We start from the raw sequence: 21,825 nt of genomic DNA, 5'->3' as shown, positions 1-21,825 counted from the left end.
AGGTTCCTGCGCAGGATCGACGATGCCCAAGACGGCCTCGGGCCACGTCCCACCAGTTACCTCAAACCCGGCTGAAACCCAAGCGAATTCGGACCCACTTCGCCCATGTTGGGTCCGAACTCGTAGTCTTGGCCATTTCTGGCCGTTTTACGTACCCAGGAATTCGTCGAGCAATTGCCGATGCCCACGGGCCACGTCCCGCGGCGTGGCTAGGCGATCGAAGGATTCGCCCATCTCGGCCATCACCCGCTCAACTTCCGCCCTGTCGGGCGACACGGCGTCCAGTTGGGGTGAAAACAGCTCGAGGAACGACCCCCGATGACTCGTGTTTTCCAGCCACCCCGGGCAAACTCCTAAATCTTTGACGAACAGATCCCACCCTTCCCGGTGAACCGAAAAATTCCAGGCGTGGATGGTCGCCATCTGTTCCCAGAACTCGGACCGCTCGTCGTTGAGCGAGATTCGCCACAGCCCTAGCATTACCATCACGGCGTGATCGAGTTGCTCCGCCGAGTGCACCACGGCCATGGTATACAGCATCATCTCGGGCCAACGGACGTCCGGCATCGGCAGGTAGATCCAAGGAGATGACTCTTCGACCAGCGTGATCTCCTGCGCGTCGTCTTTCTCCCGAGCAGCCAACAGCCGCTTGAACCGATCGAACTTGGGGATCGACGAGTGCTGATTATGTTTCTCTTCCTGCTCGGCGTTGACCATCTCGTAGAGGCCTTGCAGGGAGGCCTCATCCTTCAGCACTGCGAGCGCCGTACGGATGTCGTTGGTCTTAACCGCCCGGGCGTAGAGCGCCCGGCGCTGCATCAGGTGCCGTCCTAGAAGCTGCTTCTGGTCCCGCTTGGTGTGTTCGCTGAGACCGTCGTAGGCCCGTTCGATGTACCGACGAAGCTGTCGATCGCAGACGTTCCAGTTCTGGGCGGCAGCGTATTGCTTGACCTCCTCGAAGTCGCCTCCTAGGAGCAAGATACGCAGCACTTCGTTCACACGGCGACGCACGGTTGCCATGTCCGACTTGACGATCGCCTTGCCGGGCTTTTTCGCGGGTTCGCTCACTAGGTCGCCCCCTCCAGCACGGCTTTTTGCCCGGTAAACTTCTCCCACCGCTGAACGATGACGTCGCAGTAGAGCGTATCGAGCTCCATCAGAAACGCCTTTCGGTTCGTCTGCTGGCAGGCAATTAGGGTCGAGCCACTGCCACCGAATAGGTCCAGTACGTTCTCGCCGGGAAGGCTGGAGTACTGAATCGCACGGGTGGCCAGTTCGACGGGTTTCTCGGTGAGATGGACCATTGCGGTGGGATTGATCTTCTTCACATGCCATAGGTCGGTAGCGTTGTTGGGCCCGAAGTACTGATGGGCGGCGCCTTCTTTCCAGCCGTAGAAACACCACTCATGAGCGCCCATGAAGTCCTTACGGGTGAGCACCGGGTGTTCTTTATCCCAGATGATCGCCTGGCTGAAGTACAGCTGGTGCTTTTTGAGGAACGGAGGGTAGTTCGCGCAGTTGGCGTAACCGCCCCAAATGTAGAACGCGCGACCAACATCCAGCACACGGGCAATGTTGCCGAACCATGAGTCGAGGAGCATATCGAACTCGGCGTCGGTCACGAAATCGTTGGCTAGCGGGCGGTCCTTCGCGCGGAGTTTCTTCTGCGTGGGTTTTGACTTCTCGGGATGACGCTCGAGATCGAACTTCTGGTGGTGGGTCTTGGTAAAGCTCGAGTTACCGGCGGCGATCGCGTTGTTGCTACGAGGTTCGACCTTTACATTGTAGGGCGGGTCGGTATTCGCGAGTTGGACCGATTGACCGCCGAGCAGTCGGTCAAGGTCTTCGGGTTTTGACGAGTCGCCGCACAACAGGCGGTGGTCGCCCAGTATCCAAAGGTCGCCGGGCTTTGTGATCGCCTCATCCGGTGGTGCGGGGACATCGTCGGGATCGACCAACCCTTCATCGACGTTCTTGCCCATGTACTTGGCGAGATCTTCGGCACCGAATCCGAGCAGGCCCAGGTCGAACTCGGCTGCCTGGAGGTCGAACAGCTCGGTGGGCAGGAGTTCGGTGTCCCAGTCAGCGATCGTCGCTGTCTGATTGTCGGCGATGCGGTAGGCCTTGGCCTGATCGGGCGTCAGGTCTTTCGCCACGTGGACCGGAATGGACTCGTATCCCAGCTTCTTCGCGGCCTTCCAGCGGGTGTGCCCGACGACGATCACGTCCTCCGAATCCACCACAACGGGCTGGCGAAAGCCGAAAGCCTCGAGCGACTTGGCGACCACGTCGACCGCCTGGTCGTTCTTGCGGGGGTTTTTGTCATAAGGCTTGATCGAATTGATGGGGCGGAGTTCGATGTTCATGAGAGTTTCGTCCTGTAAAGGGAAGGTGGTTTGGGGGGTCTCGGAGTTGGAGTTTCCGCGCGGATGGGTCACGCTGGGTGCGAGGTTTTGCCCACCAAGCCTCTGGTGCATCTGGTCAATGAACGGATTGTCGATCGCGTTTTTCTTGTCCCGATGCACCGGGACGGCCTGGGACACATCACCCGGACGGACAACCCCTATTACATAGGGGGTTGTCCGGGTGTGTGCTCACCCGGACATTCCGGGTGTCCTGGTGTGTTTTGTCCGGGAGTCCGGGTGGTGTTATTCGTCGTCATGATTCAGCTCAAACACGGGGTAGGTCTGGCCGTTTGATTTCTTCAACTCGCTCTCTCTCACCTGCTCGGCGGTCTTTAGTTCCATGAGGGCGGCACGGGCACGGGCGTTTGATATGCGGGCGGTCTCGGCGATGGCGGTAAGCGTCTCGGCCCTGCCGATGGTGTGCATAGCTTGAACCACGGCAGACCGATCGGCCTCGGCTTTGTTCTTGCGTTGTTGCTCCGCTCGGGCCTCGCGGGCGGCTTGGGCTTTGCCCTGGGCTTCGGAGCGAGCGTCGGTCGCCAGTCGTAGCTCAACGCCCCAGTGCCGCTCGGACGACTCAGACCGCACGCCCTCGGACACGTCGACGGCCCACAATGCGGAATGGCCAGCAGACCCGCCGACGTTCAACCACAAGCGGTGATCGCCGGTGCCTGGCTGGTACGTCTCTCGGCGACCGAGTAGCCACCATTGGCGGGCCCACTCGGCGAAGCCTGCCCAAGCTAGATCTTCGAGCTCGGGCGGATCGTGTGCGTCGCGGCTGACGCTTTTCTTCAGGTGATGGGCCACGATCATGGTGACGCCCATCGGTTGAACTACGTCGCCCATACTCCGCAGCAACTCGCCTTGGGCCATTAGGTTGCTGCTGTCGGTCGACGGCATGCAGAGATACATCGGGTCGATGAACAACACTTCGATTTCATCATTTTGAATGAACTCGCGAAGCGCGTCGGCGTGTGCGGGTTGGCCGAATTTCGGCAGGTCGGGGGACCATATCAGGTTGTCGCATTCCTCCAGGTGGGCACCAGCGGCGATGCAGACTCGCCGGGCAGTCTCTTGGATGGTCGCCATACCGCTCTCTCCGGTCATCACAGCGACGCGGCACGCGCGGTTCACCTTCAACTTGCCGAGGAAGTAGCCGCCCATCGACAGCGACACCGCAGCGTCAACGATGAATGAGGTCTTGAGCGTCTTCTGCTTGCCACCAATGATGGTCGGCTGACCGGCGACCAGCGTGTTCTCGATCAGGTATTCGACCGAGTAGTCACCTGTGCCGAGCTCTCGCGATGAGATTCGCTGGTAGGTAATCTTCGGTGAGGGCTTCAGTGGCACTGCAATAGACGCGGCCACTTTCGCCTTTGCGTAGTAGTTGGCAATGTCGACGACCTCGGCGACAGGCTTCGGCGGCTTGCATTTCGTTTCGTTCTCGGCCTTTAGTGCCGAAAGGATCGTGGCGAACGAACAACCGCGACTCCGAAGCGACCCGGCGAGGCTGCATAAGTGATCGTGGCGATTGCCGGGCCCATACTCAGTGGAGTCGTCAGCAATCCGCTCGACGCCACTCTCTTGCGAATTTTGGGGGCCCACAGCGGCCAGCAGCTTGTCGATGATCGCCGATGGCAGTTGTGGTAGCCCGATTTCCTCCAGCGACAGATTGGGCTTCCATTGGTACTGCCTCCCGGTCCAATAGAGTCGCCCGTTTTCGTCCTCCGCCGTGTGGTAGCTGGGAGGGATGATGCTTTGAGCGCCGCCGATGGTTCCATCGCTCTGCACTTTGCATCCGATGCGGACGGTCACACTATGCTTGCCGTCTGTCGTCTTGTACTTCACCGTGGCTTTGCCGATCACCAGGAGGCGATTGTCGAAAGCAGCCAGGCGATGCTCACCACCAGTGCGGCCGGAAGTGTAGGCCGGCAGCACCGGGGGCTCGCCATCGAATAGGTCGAGGAAAGCTTCGAGCTCACTGGGTCCGTCAATGTCGAAGTCGATCGCAGCGCCAGGGCCCAACTTCGTGCCGAGCTCAACGAACTCAGTTCGATCAATCAACCGCTCGGCGGTGTCATAGTCGAGCCTTTGCGTTTGCCAGTTGTGGCCCATCGGGGTAGGGGCCTTGCCGCGACAGATCGTCAGCGGCAATTGCCCCTCCAGGTAGGCGAACTCGTTCTTCAAAGTGTCCCTGTAGGCCTGTAGATCCAACGGGCCCGGGGCCACTCCATTAGCTAAAGTGCTCATTGCTGGCCCCCCGTGCTAGAGACGATGCCGGCCCGGGTGATGACGCGACGCCCGATACTCTGCAGGGCGTGGTAGCTTGGTTCGCCGGCTGTACAATCCGGCCGCCAACTAGTTTGGGTTCTGCTGTACATTGTCATTCCCCCAGTCCTTTGAGGGCTTCGCGGGCGTGATCCCGCGCCGATTGCAGATAGACGGCTTCCTCGCGTTCCCTCGCACACTCGGCATTGAACACCGACATGTCCAGCACCCGCGTGATCGTGTCCCGCAAGTCTCGAAGCATATCGTCTGGGCTCAAGGCTTCCAGCTCGTACACTGAATTGCCGCCATCGTTGCGGTCGACAAACCATTCATGGTTGCTGGAAGTTTCCTTGGCGAAGTTTTGCGAGGGCAGGTTATACTTCGCAATCTGCTCGCGGGTCACTCCGGCCTTGATGATGACCGGAGCCTCGACGCCAAAATCATCTCGCAGAATGCGACCGGCCGAGTGGGGTATCATCTCGCCTTCGGGGTCATAGTCCGAAAGCACAACGAGAATCAGATTCTCTTTTCCGCTATGCAAATATCGCGCGTAAACTTCATGGAGCGAATCAATCGAGTTGAACCCTCGCCCACTGGACGTGGGAATCTGAAACCGCCTCGTGACCTGTGTGGCCATATGGAAAACGGTGTTCTTCTCGACCAGCACCTCGACGTAGTTCGGCTGGGTTTGGAGCAGGTCGCGCCAGTAGCCGCCAAACAGAGAGTTGACCTCCTGCTGAACGAATTGGCGAACGTCACTGAACGGGGCGAACGTCTCAGCCGGGCGAGTACCATCCGTGATCGCCTCCCACGGAATTACGCCGCTGATCCGCAGTCTCGTCAGCAAGTCCGACGTGGCAGCGTAGGATTCAGGATCATTCTTGTACGGTAGTTTGCGATTGGTGTTGCGCAGAAAGGTGTAATTGAGCATCGCATAGTGAACGCCACGCAGTGATAGCGGCCAGTAGTTGCGGCGATCCTCGAAGATGACTCTCTTTACGTGGCTGACGTGTTCCGCCTTCTGATTGCTGATACCAAATCGGCGAGAACTTCCTTCTATTCGAAGTGTTGGAACCCCCTCGAAGTCGTAACCTCGCACGGAGCGGTCCCGCATGGCGTACAGGTTATTGGCTGCCTGGTTGCGGTCGACGTCGACAAGCGCTTCGCGGACCTGCTCCGTAACGCTCTTGTGCCTTTGCAAATTGTGGTCACGCAGTAGTGCGATGTACTCATCGCGGGACATATCGGAACGGCGGTGGTTGACGACGCGACACGGCGCGAGAACCTGTCCAATCCGAATCAAGGCGGCGTGCCGGCGATGCCCGCTGAGGATGAAGTTGTCCCTCGTGACGATCAACGGATCATGTACGCCACCCTCCCTACTGATCGACTTGGCGAGTTCGATGATGTCGGGATCGTCGGGGGCAATTCGCTTATATAGCAATTCATTCTCGGGCGACGGCTTGAGCGACGCCACGCGCTTGCGGGTGGTGCGGTAGCTTTGCATCGATTGGGGTTTAGTGCTTGAATCCATCCGTCGTTTCCGTAAGTTACGTCACATGCACTGTGTTAAATTGCGGTGGTTCTTATGAGCTGGGTGAATCTGGCGTCGTGCCGCGTGTTCTCTTCTTGCGCGGGCTCCGCCCAATTCACCAGCAGCGACGCGAACGCGGCAAGGGCGTCATCGCTTAGTTCGGTGTCGGTGGAGGCGATAAGAATCCCGTCGCTATCTTGCCGATTTTGAATATGTTTCGTGGCACTTGCGCCGGCCTTGCGGTCTAGACGCCCTCCGCATCTAGAAACGCTTCCGCCTCGGCAATCTCGCGATCTCTCTGGTCTGGGACGCACGGGATCGCGGCTTGTCCGGTAGCAACGCGGGTTGTGAGATCGACAAACCGGCCCCAAGCCTCATTCGTTGTAAAGCGACGACCACCGATACACAGCGTTTCCAGTCGCACACCACGAACACCACGCTGCGCCCAACGCCAGACGGTACTGACATTAACATCCTGCTGCTGAGCTAATTTCGTCAGACTGAGCCGACTCTCCTCGAACAACTTCATTTCAGGACTCCTTGCCATAAAACGAAAAAACGCCACACCCCGAGGGATATGGCGTAATTCTGCAAGGTTGCGAGGCGGCTTCTTGGAAACATCAACGATTTCAAGAAATTAATCAGTCTGCCGCGTCTTGATGAAGCTTCGAGTGGACGAAATGCAACAGCGAGACTAGCGGACGTGACTCATGCAAACGTTCGATGGCTTTCCGATAGGCATCAGGGGTAACTTTCGGTCCCCGCCCCTCTTTGAGAAGCGTGGCTGCCACTCGCGTTAGCGCTCCACTCTGAGAGATTCCCTTCTCCATTAGCTCACGTACTCGAGACTCGGCCTCCGCGGCTAGTTCGGGGCCGATCTGGGCCTTAGATCGCTTCGAATTGTGGGCTTTGGCCGTATTGAAATACTGGATTACCTCCGACGTGGTATGGCCCGTGTCGGCAACTGTCGACATCTCGTTGACGGGCATCCCACAATAGAAAACTGCCTTCTGGACTTCTTCCGGGTTCTCCTTATCAAAAGCGTCCACCACATTCTTCATCGAGACGAGGAATACCATCGACTTGACCGCAGCCGGTGGAGCGTCACGCGGAAGCCAAGCGATTCCCCCTCCGTAAGGGAATGGGCGTCCCAGATGCGGTTTTGTGAGATGCGGTTCCAAGGTGAGATGGGCGGCGGCTGATGCGATCGCCATTGTAATCCCCATGGAGAACAAGGGGTGATCCGAAGGCATTCTGCGGAGCAGGGGACTTGCCTCAATTATCCACGCCAAGGTTTTCTGTTCCGACTCGGAAAACATTCGTGCTCTCCTCTGAAGTAAGAAAAAGGGGGCGATTCCGTAGAGTGTCCGCCATCCGCACGCGTGTGGGGGAGCTCTCAAGCAGCTATCCGATCGCTCGGGCAACCTCTATTCCCTTTCCGAGGTCGCGCTCTGCGTAGATTTGGGTTACATTGGCGGAGGCGTGGCCGAGTACTATTTGAGCAGCTTCCAGTCCAAAATGCTTACGTATGCTCGTGGCTGCAGCGTGGCGAAGCTGATTGGGGCTCCAGCGATGCTCCGACTGCCAAAGTTGCAATTCCACCTGCTCCTCGGTTGTCAGCGCTTTGCGACTCCCCAGCGTAGGGTGCGGGAAAGCTCGATCACAGGCGCGGTGGATAGCGCGGCGGTACGCTGCCGTATCGTATCGATCTCCCGGGGTGCGATTGGGACTGGTCTTTCGGTTCGTACCCGGACGATTGCCGCGATTGATCGGTACCTTTCGCCTTGCACGCCGCTTCTCCCGCATCTCTGCCGTTGCTTCGCAAGGGCGGAAGCACTCCAAATTGTGCGCTCGGAGCATGTACTTTTGCAATATTTCCTGGCCCCGCGGTCCGATGAAGATCACTCTACTGCGGCCATGATGCTCGGTCTTATGTGACTCTGGTGTAAAGACCCAGACGTCGCTCGATCGGTCAACGTCCGCAGGGCGAAGCGCGCATACCTCCGCCGGTCGCATTCCTGTGAAACGCTGCAATTGAACCATATCGTTCACGACGGCGGACAAGAATGGCAATGTCGCGTCCACCACTCCTTCGTCCACTGGGAGTATCGGTGCCGTCTCGTGCGCCTCGGTTTTGCCCCTCCGAAGGCCGTCCACAGTGGACAGAGCTTGGTACGTCATTTGTGGGACCAACTGCTCGCTGGCCGCCCATTTGAACATCCGCTTCAGACGATCCACATGGTCATTGATGTAGCGGCGACTGAGTCCGTCTTCGACCATGCGTTGCCGAATTGCCTTCAGAGCAACTGGACCAAAATCGGCAGCAGCCTCCTTTCCGTACCAATCTCGCAGATACCGGAGCATCGCCTTGATGCCCGGAACGACTTTGGTGCATCGGCCGTTCTTTTGATAGTAGCCCTTGGCAAAAGAGAGATAGCGGGCAGAAAGGGCGACAACTGTTATCCGCTCCTCCGGCGGCGATTCGGGCTGCCGATCCCGTGCGAGCCACTCCGCAATGAGGCGGTCGTAGTTCCGTTTGCTCGCCACCGTGCCATGCGGTCCGAGATAGTGGGTGTGGCCAGCGATTTGCACTATCGCTTGGCCACTGGCACGATGCTTGCGGTACGAAGGAATGAGCTGTTTTGGACGAGCCATTCGGCGGGTCTCCCAGGTTACCCAGAGTTTTTGAGTACGTACTCGAAAACCTGGCAGGAAAACGCCGCGCCGTCGAACATCGACGGGTGCCACAAATCTTTATCTCGGCGGAACTTACAAACAGTGGGCGGCACAGGATTCGAACCTGTGACCTCTGCGGTGTGAACACAGCGCTCTAACCAACTGAGCTAGCCGCCCGAGGGGGGACGCGGAAGGACGCGTCCGTGAACTTCTTCGTCGAATTGCTTCGACGGGGATTTTAGCATCCGGCGGCAGGGGCCACTAGTGGTCTCACGCCAGTCGCATTTGAACCTCAGTCGGCGCGGGGCGGACTGGTGGGGGGCTCGAACCGCGGGGCGGCTGTCTCGCGCTCGTCGTCGTAGTCGATACGGGCGGCGCTTGAACTGGAATGGACAGCGTCGTTGAACTCGTCCTTCACTCCTTGGATGCCCTTCTTGAATTCCGTTAGGCTCTTGCCAAACGAGCGGGCGACCTCGGGTAGACGCTGGCCGAATAGCAGCAGCGCCACGACACCGACGATCAGAAGTTCCGTATGACCAATACCAAACATGGGAAGGGTTCCGTGCCCAGCGTTGCCAGCGGAGTGGGCTTAGATGAATCAGGCGGGGCCGAAGTCTGGCAACTTCGGTGATGACGCAAAGTCTACTACGGCGTCGCTTCTTTCGAGTCGTCCGACTTCTTTTCGTCGATCTCTTTGATGCCCTTCTTGAATTCGGTGAGGCTCATGCCCATCGAACGCGCCAGTGCAGGTAGGCGGTTGCCGAACAGCAGCAACACCACCAGCATGACAATGATGATTTCCCAATGGCCAAAACCAAACATGGTCCAATACCTCAACGCAAGGAGTGGCTCGTACGTTGTCGCACGGCCGGGTGGGCGGGTACAACTGGACTTGGAGGCCTGTGCCAACCGCCCGTTGCTCACGCCCTATTATAGGCACACAGCAACCCTAATTCTATAACCTGCTACCAGGGCGTCAAACGACGCGAAAACTGCCGATTCCGCTCATTTATTCGGAGTAATCGGCACGGCCGACCATGACGTTTTGGCCAGCCGTCGCGATGGAAAAGAATGCCTACCTATTCGACACACCCTCGCGTGGCTGGCTCGCCACCCACGGGCTGCGACCCGCAGCCGGCGAACCGTAGCGGTAGTAGACTTCGAGGCACATGGCGGCCATCGCTGTGGTATAGACCCGCCCGCCGTATCCCCCCCACACGGTGTTGGGGCTCCAGCTTCCGGCGTTCGAGCCGTCGGTGACCTGGGCGTTCACCAGCTCGCGTTTCATCCGGTCGTTCCACCGGTTCCAGGTGTGGCGAGCGGCAGAGCCATCGTTCTGCGCGTGATGCAGCGCAAGGGCTGCGTAGTACCAGTAGTAGTAGTTCGTCGAACCGTCGCCAGGAAGTTCGGCCTCCAATGCATCGAGCGCCTCGACCTGCCCGGCACTTGCGAGCGGACGGCCGAGCACCTGACGGCAATACATTGCCTCGGCAGTCATCGATCGGCTCCAGTCGGTGCGGACCTGATACGCAGCGAGCCCACCGTGCCGCCCCCGCGCGACGCGGGCGAGGAAGCCGTCGATGCGCGTCCACGTCTCGTCCGGCACGCGGACGCCGGAGAGCTCGGCACTGCGCAGTGCCATGATGACCCAGCCGAGTTGACTGACGTCGCCCTGGTCGCGACCGTCGTCATTATAGCGCCAACCACCCACGGTTTTATTCTCGCCGGCGAGCAAGTGCTCGACGGCTCGAACGACGTAGGGCTCCAGCCGTTTGTCTTTGGTCAGGGCAAACGCCTCGGCGAGTGCGAAGGTCGCCATCGAATGACAGTAGGTCCGCGCGTAGAATGACGACTCGCCCGACAGGCAGCCTCGGGCGTCCTGCGATCGAATGAGGAAGACCAAGCCGCGTGCCACCGTGTCTTGATACGAACCTTCGAGGTGCGAATGCCCCGCGCCGAGGAATGTCAGTAGCGCAAGCGCCGTGATCCCCGTGTCGGCGTCGCCACCTGCGCCCTTCCGATTGTGCCCAAGGACCATCATCTCGCGACCGGCACCCCAACGATCAGCGTCCCAACGCCCGTCGGCGGCCTGCGCCATTGCGAGCCACTCTAGCGCGCGGCCCACCGCTTGCTCGGTTTCGACGCTACCGCCGTGCTCGATGACCGATTGCAATCGATTGGGTGCCACGCGATCGGCGAGCGAAGCGGGCAGGGCAGGGGGCAGTGGCACCGTTGCAGCCACCGGCTGCGCGGGAACTTGCGTGGCAGGAGTCGGAGGAGTTTGCTCGACCACCGTCTCGGGTTCCACCGGCGCTGCGTCAGCGACTTCCTGCGGAGATTCCGTCGGTGGAGTTTCCGCAACAACAGGCTCCGCCGTCACCTCAGGCTCAGGCGGCGCCTCCGCCTCTGCTTGCATGTTCGCTTCTTGGGGAGGACTCTCCACCTTTACGGACTCCGCAGGTTTCTCCTCCGTCTTCTCGACGATCCTCTCCTCGGGTTTCTCTTCTGAAGCCTCGATCAACTCGGGCGCGACATGCTCTTCGGTGGGCTGTTCTTCGACCTCCGACGCTGACGGTGGAGTATCGGGAGCCTCGATCACGTCTTGAGGGGCCAACGAGACAATCGTCACACGAACCGGCGCGTCCTGCCCTCCACCGGGCGGCAAGGAAACGAACCGTATCGATGACGCCAGTCCGATCAAGAGCGCGTGGGCGGCGACAGAGAGCAACACGCAACGCGACATCGGTCGACGCTGCACCCAATGGAATCGCAGCGCCACCAGCGACACGACGCACACCACCCCCAAGACTACCCAGAGAGCTAGGTACCAGACCGAGAAGGCAAGGATGGGTGAGAGGGTGGGCACGCTTGGAACTCGTTGGGGAGTTTCGTCATTTCTCCGAACATAGGGGAGGCGAGCTAACGTTTCGTGGCGCCCGATTTGCTCATCGCCGTCGCAAGTTCGACGGTAATGCCAATTTGTGTCACGTGCGCTTCATGGCATGCGGCCAGCGCGTCGGCCACGTGCTGGAACGGACAGTTCGCGTCGCCGTGCAAGACGACGTCGAGATCGGGCGTCGCCTGGCGAGCAGCCCCAAGAAGGGTTACCAGTGCATTGCGATCGACAGGCTCGCCATCGAGCTCCAATCGACCATCGGCAAACACCGTGACCGCCCGCGGTTTCTTGACCACTGCCGCCTCGCCCGCGTTCGCGACCTTGGGCAGCTCCAGCTCGATGTGGTGGCTCTCCTCGGTGAACTTCGTCGCCACCATGAAGAATAGAATCAGCAGGAACACGACGTCGATCATCGGCGTCAAGTTCAACTGAATCTGATCGTCTTGGATGGTCTTAAGAGGCACAGATTATTTCATCCCAAGGCGAGCGGGGCCCGTCAGGGCCGTGGTAATGTCGCAGTTAAGTAAGTGAGTAAGTGAGTAAGTGAGTAAGCAAATCGAACTACGTCATCCTGAGGGAGCCTAGGCGAGCGAAGGATCTCGTTTGCATTTAGATGTGATTTCCTACGAAGAGTAGCTCGAACGTTCCATGATGGCAGAGGAGATCCTTCAGTCGCTGGGGATCCTCCAGGATGACACCCCCGCCGTGTCCTACGCTGCTTTTTTCTTCTTCGTCTGACTCGCTTCCGCAGAGATCAAATTCACCAACTCCTGGCCATGCTGGTCGATTTGCATCACCAGCATGTCGACGCGACCCACGAAGTACAGGTAGATGACGAGCGCCGGGATAGCGACGAACAGTCCCGCGGCCGTCGACAGCAGTGCTTCGCTAATACCGCCCGCGAGCAACTCGGGACGGCCCATCGCGTCGCTGCCGGCAATGGCGTTGAACGCGGTGATCATGCCGCACACCGTGCCAAGCAGACCAAGCAGCGGGCAGACCGTCGACACACCGTTAATGACGCGCAGGAACTTGCGAAGCACGTTGGCGGTCCGTTCGCCTTCGTCGAGTATTGCCTGCTCGACTTCCACCGCCGGCTTGCCCCACTTCCGTACGCCCGCCGCAAATACGCGGGCCATATGGCTGGGATCGCTTTCGCAGAACTCTAGCGCCTCGTGGCGATCGAGCGTGCCATCTTCCACTTGCGACAAAAAGCAATGGATGAACGCACTGGGCAGGACTCGTTTCTTCCGTAGTGCGAACAGCCGTTCGAAGACGACTACTGCCAGAACAAACGACGCAAAGATGATAGGCCACACGCTGATGCCGCCTCCCAGCAGCATCTCGAGCAGGCTTTTGGTGGGAATCTCGGGCGCTTGAGCAAGTAGCATGGGAGGCCTCGGTTCATGCCACTAGCCCCGATCGATCAGAATCGGGGCTAGGGGGCAGTTCGAATTGACAACGGTTCGCGAAGCTAACGCTCCAGGCCTTATTGAGCCGGCGTGCATTCCAGTTCGCCGACGTTGCCCACCATGTGAAGGTGGTTATGGTCGATGTAAAGCACTTCGCGGGCATCTTCGTCCACCAGGCGGTGCGGCACGGGCCAGCCGACGTTGCGAACGTCTTCGTAGTAGACGGTGCACTTGTAGTGAGCGTGATGCTGCTGAGCAGGGCCGATCAGCGGGTACTGGCGAGGCGGATCGACGTAGTCGGCGATCTTCTCCTTCACGATGCGGACGTTGTTACGATTCCGCTCGTACAGGAACGGCCAGTTGCCTTGTACCGGGTTGGCCTTCTCCATAGCAACCATCACTTCGTCGTCGCTCGGAGGATCCAGCGCGATCGGCTCCATGCCCGAGGTGATCGGTCCGAGGATCGGAACACGCTCGTAGCGTTCCTTGGCCCAGAACTCGTCTTCCTTCTTCTTCTGGAAGTACGGGCTAACAGGAACGGGAATCGCGAGCATGCCCAGGCTGGGACCGAAGGTCGTAAGACCCCAGAAGCAGCCCGAGCTGGAGAGCGACACCGCGCCGATCACCAAGCCCATGACCAGCTTGGCGGCACGAGAAGTTGTGTACGTTACTTGAATGGTCGGTTGCATGGATCAACCTTTGATTGCGAACAGAGAACTGCCGGATGAGATTTTGGATAAGCCCCGAACGCTCACGCGAACGAGTCGTTGCAGTAGTTATCGAGATAATCTGGGTGGATCTTGCGGGTTCTTTGGATTTTGACGAAAAAATTTCCTGCGCGTCATCGGTGCATGCATCTATGCAAGCACCGGCCACCGCGCTCCACCCCGCCCCCTATCCACAGCTCGCTCTTCCGCAACAAAAAAAGCTCGGCCTCTCCGAAGAGAGGCCGAGCTCTGTATCATCGCTAGCACCTAGGCTCATTGAGTCTTGGCGTGGCTGAAGTCGAGATTCCACCAGCCGTCATCCCATTCCAGGGTGACCTTCCGCCATCCCAGAGGAACCTGGGGATAGGGATAGAAGGGACCAATATACGGCCACGCGGTGGGCGAGTACTGCTTGGGATAAGTCACCGCAGCGTAGTTAGGATAGGCTGCGTAGCTAGGCCAAGCGTAGTTCGGCATGTTGGCGTTGTCGTAGCTCGGGCCACCACCGCCACCGGGAACGTATCCCGACGGTTGCGGACCCATGCCACCACCCATACCCATGCCCATGCCGCCGCCCCCTTGGCAAGGACCGCAGTAGCTAGCAGGCATCGGACCACCCTGAGGTCCCATCGGACCGCCGGCGGCACGAATCGCCGAGGCTTGCTGCGGGCTCATGGGACGAGGCATTTGCTGCCCCATGGGACGCTGCATCATCGGACGCTGCATCACTGGCGATTGGGCCATACGAGGCTGAGCGACCGGCTGCGACATCGTCTCGGTGCTGGCAAGCTCGAAGTTCTGCTCGGTGGCCGGTGCGGCCTTGGCAACTTCGGCTTCGGGCGAAACCAGCGTTTCGCTCTGGCCTGCGATCTCAAGCTTCGAGATCACTTGATCCACGCCGGCGACTGTGCTGGCAAGCTCAATCGCCTTCTGCTCCTGTTCCACGCTGGAAACCGAGCCCAGCAGCCAAGCAACACCGTCTTGGTACTTTACGCCAAGCCGGTAGTTGGACAGTTGCCCGCTCGATTTAATCGAGCCGGCCACCTGCTGCGCCATGGCGGTGTCCTCGGGCGTTTGCGCCCGAACCGCGCTGGTAGCCGTAGCTACCAGTAGCGCGCAGGCGTAAACGAAATGAATCGAACGCCTTCCCATTTTCCCCCCTCCTAGGTTTTAGTGAGCTAGTGGATTCTGCGGGGCAGGGGACCACCAACTTCAGCCCGACCCACTTCGTCGGGACTCGAGCATTGAACGATGGCGCTCTCGTGATGCACCTCGAAAAGTGCGCCTACGAGGCGACGCTATAGACTTCGGCTACCGGTGGTAGCGGAGGGGAGTTTTTTTCCGGTTTTGCCGATCATTTCGTGCGCGAACGCTAGCACCAGACACTAGCACCGAGGCCTAGCAGTCCTGCCAAGTCGCGCCCAGCGGCTCATCGCTCAGGGCAAAAGCTTGCAGCACGCGATCGGGCTCGTGGCGATTGCCTTCGAAACACATCACGACCGCCATCAAGCCGAGCGTACACCCGGAAGCAGCCCAAAAAGGCTGCTGCGTTAGAAACCCAACCACTGCCACCAAACCAACGGACACCATCGATAGCGTCATCAGAAAGTTGGTGCACAGGGCACACATGGGCCCCAAATGGCTGCGGCTCGAAACCGCCAGGGCGATACCCACGATATGGACAACCACCCAAAAATGGGGAGGGAGCAACAGGGCGGTTTCCATCGAGGTGGGATCTCCAGGCGGGGCGCACGGGTGAGTGGAGGCCAGAGCTTATGACGAATCGCCCGAATGGGTCAACATCGATTCGCCTCCCCAAAGTGGCCCTGAACCAATGTTGCGGACTATGGCACAGCGGTTGCTTTGAAGTCTTCAGCGGTCTGCGCGCGCTCATGCGCCTGCGCAGGTCGAAATCAAGTTGACCTCCCACGGTCCGCACGAGCGCACACGCTCCGAGGCCAAATTGGGGAGCAGGTAGTCGAGTGCCATCGCTCAGCTGGCACGTAAAAATACGAAGCGCACCACAAGCGAAATGCCGGCGAAACCGCCGAATTTCGGGCCTTGCGCGTGCTCCGATGCCCCGCCCGCTGACGCCGGCGGCCGAATCCTTGCGCGAACGAATTACCCCACTCTCAGGGTCGGGTGTCGGATCGCGACCACGGAACGGCTCCGACAGTCGGGCGCGGTACCGCGCAAAGGCAACCTGCGCTCTCGCGACGAATCGGGGAGATTCTATGTCCCGATCGGCTCTGATTGCTTTCACCAAAATGGTGAAACTGTTTCACCATGCGCGTGGATCGGCATTAAACCCTTTGATAGTCAGCAGTTGAAAGCGTTGTTCGGCCGCGAGCCAACAAACCGAAAGCTGCTAGACCCAAGCGTTGTACGCCGTAACTCCAGCCAAGTTAACAAGTTAAGCCGCCTTCCTACCGACTCACTGTTTTCGTGAGGAGTCATGCGGATCGCTTGCGGGCGCGCAAACTTTTCTTCACATTTCTGCCCGACCGCGTGAGCCGTGGTTTCGCCGGAATTGGCGGATTCGGAGCAAGTCAGTCGGGGCACGTATTGAACTACTGCCGATCCAGGCCGTTTGGTACACCGCTTGCATCTGGTGAGCAGCGGTGTGCGGACAGTTTGGCGATGGAGCGGCCTTTTAGCCCATGCACAAGTGAGCCATCGCAAGACCGTTCGGGGAACCGCACCTCGAAGATCCCACGATCGGATGAGAACGACAAACACAGTCAGGAACGCTAATCCAGTAGTTGTCACGATAGGAATGATGGAGCCATGACTTACGGAACTCGCAATATCGATTACGCTCTCCGCGTCGGCCTGGTCGATGCAGCCGAAAACGATAACTTCAACGACGATCAACCCCTTCAGTACGCCCGCAAGCGATCGGCGAAAGCCATCCGCAAGCGTGGCCGCAAGCCCGTCGCCTCGCCCGGCTGTGGCATTGCCGCTCGATCGAATCGTCGCTACTCGATCTAGCTTGCGTTTCGCACTTCAAGTGCAACGCGCTAGTAGAGCCCCCCGAAAAAAAATAAAACCACGCGTCCTTTCTCGAAGGACGCGTGGTTTTTTTGTTGCATTCGGTATCTTCGCAATCCTTACGGACGGCGAGTTACCTGCGGAGTCTTGGTAAGGACTCGCTTCAGCTCGCTATCGAGTTCGGTGACGTGAATGTTGCGATTAGCCACCTGGCCCTTGTCGTCCACCAGGACCATCAGGGGCAGCGTCATCACACCCATCTCGTTCGCGAGTCGGCCATCGAGACCACCTTCGTCGTACACGTGCTTCCACGGCAGACGATTCTGAGCCAAGTACTGCTCGGCTTGCTTGACGTTGCTGTCGAGGTTCACGCCGATAATGTCGAAGCCACGCGAAGCGTATTGCTGATGCAGCTTCTTCAGCTCGACAATGTCTTCCTTGCACGGCTCGCACCAAGTCGCCCAGTAGTGAATCAGCACGAACTTGCGGCGATAGCCCGCGAGGTCCACGTTGCCACCACCCACGGCATTGCCCTGCAGCGGCAGGACCTTACCAATCGAACCTAGACGGCGAATCGCGCCCTGCGCCTTCTTACCGGCGTCGGTCGTTGGGAAGCTCTTGCCCAGTTTGGTGTACCACTCGATCGCCGCTTCGTCCTCGCCCGAGAACTCCTGTTCCATACCGAGCTGAAGCATCGCCTCGGCCGTGTCGGGAACGTTCGGGTAGTCGGTCGCAAACTTCTCCAGCGACGCCAGCCAGTTCTCGCGAATCTTCGCGTAGTCGGCCTTCGGATCGAGCTGAGCCTTCACGTATTCCGACCACAGCCGCCGGAACTCGACGTGAGCTTGCAGTTCTTCCGAAGCCTTCTCTTGCTTCAGCTGCGCGGCCAGCTTTTCAATCTCGCCAATCGCTTCGACGTACTGCATTGTCTGCACCGCCGCGCTCAGCATGTCGGCTTGCTGGCGTTGCCACTGCTCGCGCTCGGGACCCGCGGGACTCGCCGCGGCGAGCTTGCTCAGCACTTCCAAACGCTTCTTGGTCACGGCAATCTGTTGTTCGTTCGTGCCGCCAAGTTCCGCGTCGAGTTTCTCCAGCTCAGCAAGCTGCGCCTGCATCTCGGCGGTGGGGGCGTTTGCGGCATCGGCACCGGCCACTACAGTCTCAGCCGATGGCAACGAGATCAGGCTCGAAGCTTCCCGCGAATCGGTAACAGTCGGCAAACCAATCAAACGCCAAGTGTCGCCGATCTGAACCATCGCACCGAGGTAAACTTGTTCGGGCTTGCCGGCGTTGTCGACCAGGGCCGAAACGTTCTCGTAGACATGGAGGTCCTTCGTGGCACCTTCGGCACCAGCCGGAACCGTCGCCGGACGGCTAGCCCCGAAGTCGAGGAAGCGAGTGTTCGCCCCCACGACCTTTTGTTCCTTGGCGAACTTCGCAAACTCCGACTGAGCCTTGCGGAGGTCTGCCGTGGTTTGAGTCTTCAGGTCCCCCGTCAGACCGAGTTGCTCGAACTCGTTACCAGCGGGGAGCAGCGTGGCGTACAGCGCGACGTCGCCCTTCTTGATCGCCTCGACCGCTACTTCGGCCACTTCGTAGGGCGAGATCTGCTTCCAGCTATCGATCTTGCCATTCTGATCGCGGTCCATGCCCCAGCGGGTGCCGGCGGTGTGGAACCAGCGGTACTGATCGGCCTTGCCGTTGTAGTCGGCGTCGATGTCGCGATAAACCTCCATGCCACTCTTGAAGTAGCTCCAAGTATCCACCACGTTGTCGCCGTTGGTGTCGCTGAATCGGCGGAGCACTTGGCCACGCGGATCGCTCACCACCCACGCGGTCTTTCCTTCAACTTTGGCGGGTTGGATGGTGCACTTATCGAGATCGGCCTCGGCGGGCTGATCGTACTCGACGTTCGTTTGAATCGGCTTGAGCCCCAGCGCCTGACGCGCCGTGGGGGCCGCGGCCGAGGCCACGGACGAAGCGGCTAGCGTCACCACGACGCTGGCGAAAACAAAGGGCGGGCGAGCGAAATGCATGGCAAATTCCTTCTAATACACAAAGCCGGGCGCGAGGGACCTGACCTACCGGGCGCGGCACTCCGCGCGGAGCGGCGAAGATTATCGAACCTCCAGGGCCGCGGCTAGGTCAATGTCCGTAGGAAAACCGCCCGCGTTACAACAGGGACAATCCGCACCCCGCTGGAAAATGACTGGAGAAAACTCGATTTCTTCGGGGGCGGGGCCCTTTGACACCGGGCGTCCCGAACCTAAAATACTGGACTTGCCACTAGTTGGTAGGCATAAGCGGGTGCGTAGCTCAGTTGGTTAGAGCGCAGCCCTGATAAGGCTGAGGTCCCAAGTTCGAGTCTTGGCGCACCCACTTTCGACACGTCGAGCTGACAGCTTTTCAGCAGTCGTTTCCGAGCGAAGCGACAGCTGAAGGCTGACAGCGTATAATTTGAAGATTACCTGGGGCCGTAGCTCAGCTGGGAGAGCGCTAGCTTTGCAAGCTAGATGTCGTCGGTTCGATCCCGTCCGGCTCCACTCGTACAATCTGACCCCGCTGTGGGTCTTCTTGCTAGCGATACCCTTAGCGGTATCGCGCGAGCCAATGGGCATAAGGTGCCGGCAAGGTCTTCCAGGCTGCGTCTTCCACGCCCAGTTCTTTCGCCGCCGCGTAGGGCCAGTGCGGGTTCGCCAGGAATGGTCGCGCGAGCGACGCGAAATCCACCTTCCCCTCGCGAACCAGCGTGTCCGCTCCCGACGCCCCGGCGATGAACCAGCTCGTCGTCCCTGGCAGACCGGTTTCGCCCAGCACACGCCCGGCGATGTTGCCCAGGAAGTTGGGTCCCCACGGAATCTTCGCCGTCGGCGTGTTAAAGCCGACCGACACGTCCACCGAGTCGAGACCTTCCTGCTTCATCTTCTTGAGCAGCTCGATCGACTCGCCGATCATCTGCTCGTCGTTGCCATCGAACTCCACCACGCCGAGCCGAGCCGCAAGCGGAAGATTCTCGGGCCAGACTTTGCGAACCGCGATGAGCGTCTCGAGCAAGTACCGCCCGCGATTCTCGACGCTGCCGCCATATTGGTCGGTTCGCTGGTTCGAGTAGGTCGACCAGAAGTTCTGGGCGAGGTAACCATGGGCGAAGTGCAACTGCAGCCACTCGAAGCCGAGATCTCTCGCTCGCTCTGCCGTTCGCACGAAGTCTCGCTGCACGCGGGCAATGTCGTCGATGGTCATCTCGCGCGGCACGCGAGTGAGTGCGCCACCGAAGGCAACTGGCGACGCAGCGATGGTTTCCCACGAGTTCGGCTCGCCCAGCGGGATGTGATCATCCCCTTCCCACGGGCGATTGGCCGAGGCTTTGCGACCGGCGTGGGCGATTTGAATCGCGGGGACGGCGCCCCACTTCTTGATCGCGGCGACAATCGGCTCGAGCGCCGCGGCTTGCTCGTCGTTCCACAGCCCCGCGTCTCCCCAGGTGATTCGCCCCTCGGGCGAGACGGCCGTGGCTTCGACAGTCACCATCCCCGCACCGCCGCGAGCGAGCGACGCGTAGTGAACCTGGTGCCAATCGGTCGCCCGACCTTCGTCGGACATGTACTGGCACATGGGAGACACCACGATGCGATTCCGCAGGTGCGCGTCTTTCAGCGAGAACGAATCGAACAAACTAGCCACACCAACTCCTCGCGCCTGTGGAACCCTTCAATGAACGTGCTCCCATAATCGCAATCCCCCCGAACAGGGTCAACGACCTCCCGCCGCCCGGCCACCCCACAGCCCTCATTCCGCTAGGAAATAAAGTCGCAGTTGGCCGAAATCGCATTGGGTGCGACATTACTCTTTTTCTCTTGCAGCGAAGTGAGGGTGTAAGTCGTTCGCATCGAACAGGTTACAAACCGAGTCGCGAGTGGCCCCCGACGAATAAAGTCGCAGGGGTAAACCGCAGGTGCGACATTACCCTTTAACTCCCTCCCCCAAGTCGTTGCGCGAGAGTGGTTGCCATGCGATAGGACACCAATCGCAACGACGATTCGGGGGAGGGCTGGGGTGGGGGCTGAGCCCGCTTGAATGTGACCGTAACGGACCCCACTCACATGCTCATCCTGAAGTAACCCACTCACATGTCATCCTGAGGGAGCCCCAGCGACCGAAGGATCTCACCCCGCAAGCAAACGCTCCCCCTCGCCAACGCAATCCCGAGCGCCAAGCCCGGGCCTCGCCGTTTTCCACTAAAACCAAGTTGTCAATGAACATAGGACCACGCATTCGTGGAACATGCACATGAGAACACAGGTCGTGCGCGCTTTCTAGTGGCTTTCTGGAAAAAAGTGGAAATAGTTTTGGGGGTGGGCAGGGGGCGACAAGTGTGGGCGGTTGAGGCGGTAAGGCCAGGCGGGAAGGCTAAGCTGCGTCGGAGTTTCACTCCGACGCACTTGCGGCTTGAAGGGTAATCTTGCGTAATTCGGAGTCCACATACTCGTAGTGAACCGAGTAGGTGTCGCTCTCGAAGCGAATCCAGTCCTTCTCCTCACCCATAAATTCAACTGCTCCTTCAGAAATCCGCAATCCATTCTCACGTGCAAAACGTAATGCCTCCGACTTCGAAGGGAACCTGCGAATCCTCTCGTCGTCGCCATCGAATGGATTAAATGTCGTCACATGGACCGGCTTTAGAAAGAGCGTCCTTAAAACCTGCCTGTCGTCAAAAACGAATTGCAAGCCCAAATCCGAGACTTCGGCGTGGTACTCATCCGGAAGGTTCTCGTTAGTGCGGTCGTATTCGTACACGACCTGCACATCGTAAGTCTCAAACAAGTCGCATAGAAATTCGCTCTTAAGTTCAGTTTCGAGCAGGTCGAGGTGCTTCATTTTGATTGCCTAACTTGTTCTATGACCGAAACGCCTCAAATCAGCAGGCCACCATTCT

The 21,825-nt window shown here is 59.3% G+C and carries 19 protein-coding genes and 3 tRNA genes; 3 read left to right on the top strand and 19 right to left on the bottom strand.

The window, feature by feature from the left end; translation table 11 throughout:
- Positions 1-147: 147 nt before the first annotated feature.
- From SH292x_RS08350 to SH292x_RS08275, 16 genes are all read right to left on the bottom strand, one after another.
- The gene (locus SH292x_RS08350) at positions 148-1,068 is read right to left on the bottom strand and encodes a hypothetical protein (RefSeq protein WP_442485137.1); all 921 of its coding nucleotides are present in this window, start codon (positions 1,066-1,068) and stop codon (positions 148-150) included.
- Positions 1,068-2,366, bottom strand: a complete 1,299-nt coding sequence (locus SH292x_RS08345; RefSeq protein WP_442485136.1) for a DNA modification methylase — start codon at positions 2,364-2,366, stop codon at positions 1,068-1,070. Before SH292x_RS08345 ends, SH292x_RS08350 begins: the two co-directional genes overlap by 1 nt.
- A 282-nt stretch (positions 2,367-2,648) precedes the next feature.
- Positions 2,649-4,592: an AAA family ATPase gene (locus SH292x_RS08340; RefSeq protein ID WP_442485135.1), complete on the bottom strand. Its 1,944-nt coding sequence runs from the start codon at positions 4,590-4,592 to the stop codon at positions 2,649-2,651.
- Between the two features lie 196 nt (positions 4,593-4,788).
- Positions 4,789-6,207, bottom strand: coding sequence for a hypothetical protein (locus tag SH292x_RS08335; protein ID WP_442485134.1), 1,419 nt, complete (start codon positions 6,205-6,207; stop codon positions 4,789-4,791).
- Positions 6,208-6,451: 244 nt separating this feature from the next.
- Positions 6,452-6,736, bottom strand: coding sequence for a DUF1580 domain-containing protein (locus tag SH292x_RS08330; protein WP_442485133.1), 285 nt, complete (start codon positions 6,734-6,736; stop codon positions 6,452-6,454).
- 112 nt (positions 6,737-6,848) lie between these two features.
- A complete protein-coding gene (locus SH292x_RS08325; RefSeq protein WP_442485132.1) occupies positions 6,849-7,526 on the bottom strand; it encodes a hypothetical protein in 678 nt (225 codons plus the stop codon).
- Positions 7,527-7,611: 85 nt separating this feature from the next.
- Complete coding sequence (locus tag SH292x_RS08320) at positions 7,612-8,862, bottom strand: tyrosine-type recombinase/integrase (protein WP_442485131.1); 1,251 nt, start codon at positions 8,860-8,862, stop codon at positions 7,612-7,614.
- Between the two features lie 124 nt (positions 8,863-8,986).
- Positions 8,987-9,060, bottom strand: a tRNA-Val gene (locus SH292x_RS08315).
- A 115-nt stretch (positions 9,061-9,175) separates the two neighbouring features.
- Positions 9,176-9,433 carry a Sec-independent protein translocase subunit TatA/TatB gene (locus tag SH292x_RS08310; RefSeq protein ID WP_442485130.1) on the bottom strand — a complete coding sequence of 86 codons (258 nt, stop codon included), beginning with the start codon at positions 9,431-9,433 and terminating at the stop codon, positions 9,176-9,178.
- A gap of 95 nt (positions 9,434-9,528) precedes the next feature.
- Positions 9,529-9,705: a twin-arginine translocase TatA/TatE family subunit gene (locus SH292x_RS08305; protein ID WP_442485129.1), complete on the bottom strand. Its 177-nt coding sequence runs from the start codon at positions 9,703-9,705 to the stop codon at positions 9,529-9,531.
- Between the two features lie 253 nt (positions 9,706-9,958).
- Positions 9,959-11,749 (bottom strand): hypothetical protein, encoded by a 1,791-nt coding sequence (locus SH292x_RS08300; protein WP_442485128.1) that lies wholly within the window; start codon positions 11,747-11,749, stop codon positions 9,959-9,961.
- A 53-nt stretch (positions 11,750-11,802) separates the two neighbouring features.
- A complete protein-coding gene (locus SH292x_RS08295; protein WP_442485127.1) occupies positions 11,803-12,243 on the bottom strand; it encodes an ExbD/TolR family protein in 441 nt (146 codons plus the stop codon).
- 246 nt (positions 12,244-12,489) lie between these two features.
- On the bottom strand, positions 12,490-13,170 hold the full coding sequence (locus SH292x_RS08290) for a MotA/TolQ/ExbB proton channel family protein (protein ID WP_442485126.1): 681 nt from the start codon (positions 13,168-13,170) through the stop codon (positions 12,490-12,492).
- Between the two features lie 98 nt (positions 13,171-13,268).
- Positions 13,269-13,880, bottom strand: coding sequence for a hypothetical protein (locus tag SH292x_RS08285; RefSeq protein ID WP_442485125.1), 612 nt, complete (start codon positions 13,878-13,880; stop codon positions 13,269-13,271).
- 291 nt (positions 13,881-14,171) lie between these two features.
- Positions 14,172-15,050 (bottom strand): BON domain-containing protein, encoded by an 879-nt coding sequence (locus SH292x_RS08280; protein WP_442485124.1) that lies wholly within the window; start codon positions 15,048-15,050, stop codon positions 14,172-14,174.
- Positions 15,051-15,296: 246 nt separating this feature from the next.
- Positions 15,297-15,623, bottom strand: a complete 327-nt coding sequence (locus tag SH292x_RS08275) for a hypothetical protein (RefSeq protein ID WP_442485123.1) — start codon at positions 15,621-15,623, stop codon at positions 15,297-15,299.
- A 1,062-nt stretch (positions 15,624-16,685) separates the two neighbouring features.
- Between SH292x_RS08275 and SH292x_RS08270 the strand changes: the two genes are divergently transcribed.
- Positions 16,686-16,889, top strand: coding sequence for a hypothetical protein (locus SH292x_RS08270; RefSeq protein WP_442485122.1), 204 nt, complete (start codon positions 16,686-16,688; stop codon positions 16,887-16,889).
- 119 nt (positions 16,890-17,008) lie between these two features.
- Here SH292x_RS08270 and SH292x_RS08265 read toward each other — a convergent pair whose 3' ends face one another.
- Positions 17,009-18,925 carry a redoxin family protein gene (locus SH292x_RS08265; protein WP_442485121.1) on the bottom strand — a complete coding sequence of 639 codons (1,917 nt, stop codon included), beginning with the start codon at positions 18,923-18,925 and terminating at the stop codon, positions 17,009-17,011.
- Between the two features lie 269 nt (positions 18,926-19,194).
- Between SH292x_RS08265 and SH292x_RS08260 the strand changes: the two genes are divergently transcribed.
- Positions 19,195-19,268: transfer RNA gene (locus SH292x_RS08260), tRNA-Ile, on the top strand.
- 91 nt (positions 19,269-19,359) lie between these two features.
- Positions 19,360-19,432, top strand: a tRNA-Ala gene (locus SH292x_RS08255).
- Between the two features lie 46 nt (positions 19,433-19,478).
- On the opposite strand, the gene SH292x_RS08250 is transcribed toward SH292x_RS08255, so the two are convergent.
- Positions 19,479-20,573, bottom strand: coding sequence for an NADH:flavin oxidoreductase/NADH oxidase (locus tag SH292x_RS08250; protein WP_442485120.1), 1,095 nt, complete (start codon positions 20,571-20,573; stop codon positions 19,479-19,481).
- A gap of 744 nt (positions 20,574-21,317) precedes the next feature.
- The gene (locus tag SH292x_RS08245; protein WP_442485119.1) at positions 21,318-21,767 is read right to left on the bottom strand and encodes a hypothetical protein; all 450 of its coding nucleotides are present in this window, start codon (positions 21,765-21,767) and stop codon (positions 21,318-21,320) included.
- Between the last annotated feature and the right edge of the window lie 58 nt (positions 21,768-21,825).

It is taken from the genome of Aeoliella fuhlenseeensis (assembly GCF_052161615.1).
In the GTDB taxonomy this organism is placed as follows: Bacteria; Planctomycetota; Planctomycetia; order Pirellulales; family Lacipirellulaceae; genus Aeoliella.
Note: the sequence above shows the minus strand (reverse complement) of the source record. Positions and strands in the feature narration are given on the sequence as shown.

Bases quoted from the DNA above. Each gene is read 5' to 3' on its own strand.
- SH292x_RS08290 (WP_442485126.1), bottom strand. From the start codon at position 13,170: ATGCTACTTGCTCAAGCGCCCGAGATTCCCACCAAAAGCCTGCTCGAG.
- SH292x_RS08270 (WP_442485122.1), top strand. From the start codon at position 16,686: ATGACTTACGGAACTCGCAATATCGATTACGCTCTCCGCGTCGGCCTG.
- SH292x_RS08345 (WP_442485136.1), bottom strand. From the start codon at position 2,366: ATGAACATCGAACTCCGCCCCATCAATTCGATCAAGCCTTATGACAAA.
- SH292x_RS08310 (WP_442485130.1), bottom strand. From the start codon at position 9,433: ATGTTTGGTATTGGTCATACGGAACTTCTGATCGTCGGTGTCGTGGCG.
- SH292x_RS08275 (WP_442485123.1), bottom strand. From the start codon at position 15,623: ATGGAAACCGCCCTGTTGCTCCCTCCCCATTTTTGGGTGGTTGTCCAT.
- SH292x_RS08285 (WP_442485125.1), bottom strand. From the start codon at position 13,880: ATGCAACCGACCATTCAAGTAACGTACACAACTTCTCGTGCCGCCAAG.
- SH292x_RS08335 (WP_442485134.1), bottom strand. From the start codon at position 6,207: ATGGATTCAAGCACTAAACCCCAATCGATGCAAAGCTACCGCACCACC.
- SH292x_RS08265 (WP_442485121.1), bottom strand. From the start codon at position 18,925: ATGCATTTCGCTCGCCCGCCCTTTGTTTTCGCCAGCGTCGTGGTGACG.
- SH292x_RS08305 (WP_442485129.1), bottom strand. From the start codon at position 9,705: ATGTTTGGTTTTGGCCATTGGGAAATCATCATTGTCATGCTGGTGGTG.
- SH292x_RS08325 (WP_442485132.1), bottom strand. From the start codon at position 7,526: ATGTTTTCCGAGTCGGAACAGAAAACCTTGGCGTGGATAATTGAGGCA.
- SH292x_RS08320 (WP_442485131.1), bottom strand. From the start codon at position 8,862: ATGGCTCGTCCAAAACAGCTCATTCCTTCGTACCGCAAGCATCGTGCC.
- SH292x_RS08245 (WP_442485119.1), bottom strand. From the start codon at position 21,767: ATGAAGCACCTCGACCTGCTCGAAACTGAACTTAAGAGCGAATTTCTA.
- SH292x_RS08280 (WP_442485124.1), bottom strand. From the start codon at position 15,050: ATGGGAAGGCGTTCGATTCATTTCGTTTACGCCTGCGCGCTACTGGTA.
- SH292x_RS08330 (WP_442485133.1), bottom strand. From the start codon at position 6,736: ATGAAGTTGTTCGAGGAGAGTCGGCTCAGTCTGACGAAATTAGCTCAG.